1 tRNA gene and 3 rRNA genes are annotated in these 5,212 nt (G+C 48.0%); all 4 read right to left on the bottom strand.

Going from position 1 to position 5,212, the window contains the following annotated elements:
- Positions 1–116, bottom strand: a 5S ribosomal RNA gene (gene rrf / locus KJS36_RS10745).
- 77 nt (positions 117–193) lie between these two features.
- Positions 194–3,090, bottom strand: a 23S ribosomal RNA gene (locus KJS36_RS10750).
- A 159-nt stretch (positions 3,091–3,249) separates the two neighbouring features.
- Positions 3,250–3,322: transfer RNA gene (locus tag KJS36_RS10755), tRNA-Ala, on the bottom strand.
- Positions 3,323–3,435: 113 nt separating this feature from the next.
- Positions 3,436–4,982 (bottom strand): 16S ribosomal RNA (locus KJS36_RS10760).
- The 16S, 23S and 5S rRNA genes sit together here with 1 tRNA gene alongside, the layout of an rRNA operon.
- Positions 4,983–5,212: the final 230 nt, after the last annotated feature.

Below are 5,212 nucleotides of genomic sequence, written 5' to 3' on the forward strand. Positions count from 1 at the left end.
ACTTGGCAACTAGCCTATCTCCCAGGAGGCAACCTCCAAGTACTTCCGCCGTGGATGGACTTAACTTCTGTGTTCGACATGGGAACAGGTGTATCTCCATCGCTATCATTACCAAATAACTGAATGTCTTGAACACTCAAAACTAAATAACATATCTCTATAACTCATAAACTTACTCCACTACTTATACTTTCTGGTAAAGTCCTCGAGCAATTAGTAACGGTTAGCTCCATGCCTCACAGCACTTCCACATCCGTCCTATCTACCTGATCATCTCTCAGGGCTCTTAACCATAAATGGTGGGAAATCTCATCTTGAGGGTGGCTTCACACTTAGATGCTTTCAGCGTTTATCCTTTCCCCACATAGCTATCCAGCCGTGCCATTGGCATGACAACTGGTACACCAGCGGTGGGTCCATCCCGGTCCTCTCGTACTAAGGACAGAGCCTCTCAAATTTCCTACGCCCGCGACGGATAGGGACCGAACTGTCTCACGACGTTCTGAACCCAGCTCGCGTGCCGCTTTAATGGGCGAACAGCCCAACCCTTGGGACCGACTACAGCCCCAGGATGCGACGAGCCGACATCGAGGTGCCAAACCTCCCCGTCGATGTGAACTCTTGGGGGAGATAAGCCTGTTATCCCCAGGGTAGCTTTTATCCGTTGAGCGATGGCCCTTCCATGCGGTACCACCGGATCACTAAGTCCTAGTTTCCTACCTGCTCGAGTTGTAGCTCTCGCAGTCAAGCTGGCTTTTACCTTTACACTCTACGTATGATTTCCAACCATACTGAGCCAACCTTTGAGCGCCTCCGTTACTGTTTAGGAGGCGACCGCCCCAGTCAAACTGCCCGACAGACACTGTCTCCCTAGCCGATAAGGCTAGTAGGTTAGAGTAACCATAAATCAAGGGTAGTATCCCAACAGCGCCTCCGTGTAAACTAGCGTCCACACTTCTTAGGCTCCTACCTATCCTGTACATGATGTACACTTACTCAATATCAATCTGCAGTAAAGCTCCATGGGGTCTTTCCGTCCTGTCGCGGGTAACCTGCATCTTCACAGGTACTAAAATTTCACCGAGTCTCTCGTTGAGACAGTATCCAAATCATTACGCCTTTCGTGCGGGTCGGAACTTACCCGACAAGGAATTTCGCTACCTTAGGACCGTTATAGTTACGGCCGCCGTTTACTGGGGCTTCAATTCATACCTTCGCTTACGCTAAGCACTCCTCTTAACCTTCCAGCACCGGGCAGGCGTCACCCCCTATACATCACCTTGCGGTTTAGCAGAGAGCTGTGTTTTTGATAAACAGTTGCTTGGACCTTTTCACTGCGGCTGACCTTGCGATCAGCACCCCTTCTCCCGAAGTTACGGGGTCATTTTGCCGAGTTCCTTAACGAGAGTTCGCTCGATCACCTGAGGCTACTCGCCTCGACTACCTGTGTCGGTTTGCGGTACGGGAAGTATTGAATATAGTTAGAAGATTTTCTTGGCAGTGTGACATCAGGTACTTCGTTTCCTAAGAAACTTCCCCATAACGACTTGTGGTATATGGCTTATGCATTTGACACTTCGCCCCACTTAACGCTTAGACCAGAATCCATTCACTGGCACACCCTAGCCTCCTGCGTCCCTCCTTCACAACAATACTTGTACTGGAATATCAACCAGTTGTCCATCGACTACGCCTTTCGGCCTCGCCTTAGGTCCCGACTAACCCAGGGCGGACGAGCCTTCCCCTGGAAACCTTAGTCTTACGGTGGTAAGGATTCTCACCTTACTTGCGCTACTCATACCGGCATTCTCACTTCTTATCGCTCCAGCGCTCCTCACGGTACACCTTCACAGCTGATAAGAACGCTCTCCTACCATTATATTACTATAATCCAAAGCTTCGGTAACATGTTTAGCCCCGGTACATTTTCGGCGCAGGGTCACTCGACTAGTGAGCTATTACGCACTCTTTGAATGGTAGCTGCTTCTGAGCTAACATCCTAGTTGTCTGTGCAACCCCACATCCTTTTCCACTTAACATGTATTTTGGGACCTTAGCTGTTGGTCTGGGCTGTTTCCCTTTTGACTACGGATCTTAGCACTCGCAGTCTGACTGCCGAACATGTGTATGAGCATTCGGAGTTTATCTAAGATTGGTAATCCAAGACGGACCCCTCACCTAAACAGTGCTCTACCTCCCATACACTTAAATTTCGACGCTAGCCCTAAAGCTATTTCGGAGAGAACCAGCTATCTCCCAGTTCGTTTGGAATTTCTCCGCTATCCACAAGTCATCCAAACACTTTTCAACGTGTCCTGGTTCGGGCCTCCAGTGCGTCTTACCACACCTTCACCCTGCTCATGGATAGGTCACTAGGTTTCGGGTCTACATCATGATACTAAAGCGCCCTATTCAGACTCGGTTTCCCTGCGGCTCCAGCTCTTCACTTTAACCTCGCATCATAACATAACTCGCCGGTTCATTCTACAAAAGGCACGCTCTCACCCATTAACGGGCTCGAACTTCTTGTAGGCACACGGTTTCAGGTGCTATTTCACTCCCCTCACGGGGTTCTTTTCACCTTTCCCTCACGGTACTGGTTCACTATCGGTCACTAAGGAGTATTTAGGGTTGGGAGATGGTCCTCCCAGATTCAAACGAGATTTCACGTGTCTCGCCCTACTCAGGATACTGTTAGGTATAAAATAGTTTTTGGATACGGGATTGTTACCCTCTCTGATTAACCTTTCCAGGTTATTCTCCTAACTACTTTAAGTCCATGTTACAGTCCTACAACCCCAAGAAGCAAGCTTCTTGGTTTGCCCTTTTCCCCGTTCGCTCGCCGCTACTTAGGGAATCATTCTTATTTTCTTTTCCTGCAGGTACTTAGATGTTTCAGTTCTCTGCGTTACCTTCTCATATACTATGTATTCATATATGGATACCAATCATCAAATTGGTGGGTTTCCCCATTTGGAAATCAACGGATCAAAGCGTACTTACAGCTCCCCGTCGCATATCGTCGTTAGTCACGTCCTTCATCGGCTCTTAGTGCCAAGGCATCCACCGTGCGCCCTTATTAACTTTGCCAAAGCTAAAATTCTATTGTTTTCACAACAAAACTCTAGGTTTTCTTTTTCTCGTATAAGTTGAATTATCTCTCAATAATTCGCAGCTTTTTCGGTTTATTTATTGTTATATAGATTGTTATTTAGTTTTCAATGTTCAAGTTTGAAACTTACGTTTCAATGGAGCCTAGCGGGATCGAACCGCTGACCTCCTGCGTGCAAAGCAGGCGCTCTCCCAGCTGAGCTAAGGCCCCACACCAATATCTGATATGGTCGTATGGTCAATAGACCACTCAAAACTGAATAAAGTTAAATTCCTCATGAGTTTCTTTTATGTGAGTACTCTCTCACTCGTATATTTCCTTAGAAAGGAGGTGATCCAGCCGCACCTTCCGATACGGCTACCTTGTTACGACTTCACCCCAGTCATCGGTCTTACCTTAGGTAGCGCCCTCCTTACGGTTAGGCAACCAACTTCGGGTACTCCCAACTCCCATGGTGTGACGGGCGGTGTGTACAAGGCCCGGGAACGTATTCACCGCGGCGTGCTGATCCGCGATTACTAGCGATTCCGACTTCATGTAGGCGAGTTGCAGCCTACAATCCGAACTGAGATTGGTTTTAAGAGATTAGCTTCACATTGCTGTGTTGCGACTCGTTGTACCAACCATTGTAGCACGTGTGTAGCCCAGGTCATAAGGGGCATGATGATTTGACGTCATCCCCACCTTCCTCCGGTTTATCACCGGCAGTCTCGTTAGAGTGCCCAACTTAATGATGGCAACTAACAATAGGGGTTGCGCTCGTTGCGGGACTTAACCCAACATCTCACGACACGAGCTGACGACAACCATGCACCACCTGTATCCGATGTCCCGAAGGAACTTCTTATCTCTAAGAATTGCATCAGTATGTCAAGACCTGGTAAGGTTCTTCGCGTTGCTTCGAATTAAACCACATGCTCCACCGCTTGTGCGGGCCCCCGTCAATTCCTTTGAGTTTCAACCTTGCGGTCGTACTCCCCAGGCGGAGTGCTTATTGCGTTAGCTGCGATACGGAAATCTTATAGATCCCCACATCTAGCACTCATCGTTTACGGCGTGGACTACCAGGGTATCTAATCCTGTTTGCTCCCCACGCTTTCGAGCCTCAGTGTCAGTTACAGGCCAGAGAGCCGCTTTCGCCTCCGGTGTTCCTCCATATATCTACGCATTTCACCGCTACACATGGAATTCCACTCTCCTCTCCTGCACTCAAGTCTAACAGTTTCCAATGCATACTACTGTTGAGCAGTAGCCTTTTACATCAGACTTATTAAACCACCTGCGCTCGCTTTACGCCCAATAAATCCGGACAACGCTCGGGACCTACGTATTACCGCGGCTGCTGGCACGTAGTTAGCCGTCCCTTTCTGGTTGTTTACCGTCACTGTGTGAATTTTCCACTCTCACACACGTTCTTTAACAACAACAGAGTTTTACGATCCGAAAACCTTCTTCACTCACGCGGCGTTGCTCGGTCAGACTTTCGTCCATTGCCGAAGATTCCCTACTGCTGCCTCCCGTAGGAGTTTGGGCCGTGTCTCAGTCCCAATGTGGCCGATCACCCTCTCAGGTCGGCTATGTATCATCGCCTTGGTAGGCCTTTACCCCACCAACTAGCTAATACAACGCGGGATCATCTAGGAGTGAAACAGTTGTTCCTTTCAAACATCAGAGATGTCTCTAATGCTTTTATGCGGTATTAGCACCCGTTTCCAGATGTTGTCCCCCGCTCCTAGGCAGATTCCCCACGCGTTACTCACCCGTTCGCGACTCTTTTAATCGGTACAAGTACCAAGTAAAAGCGTTCCACTTGCATGTATTAGGCACGCCGCCAGCGTTCGTCCTGAGCCAGGATCAAACTCTCAAATAAAGTTTATTTAAGTCACCTTAGTGACTGGCTTGTCTTTCATTATTGTATAATCATTGACAGATTGTTTTTTGATGGGTCTCCCCATCACATGAGTTTTTCTTCTTTATTCAGTTTTCAATGGACTATCCCTGTCCCTTGCGAGACAACTATTATATTCTATCAAACTATAACTCCCCTGTCAAGAATTAAGCACGCATTTTTGATTTTTTTTCCCTTGCTGTTCGTCTATT

This window comes from Lactococcus nasutitermitis (genome assembly GCF_018403765.1).
GTDB lineage: Bacteria > Bacillota > Bacilli > Lactobacillales > Streptococcaceae > Lactococcus > Lactococcus nasutitermitis.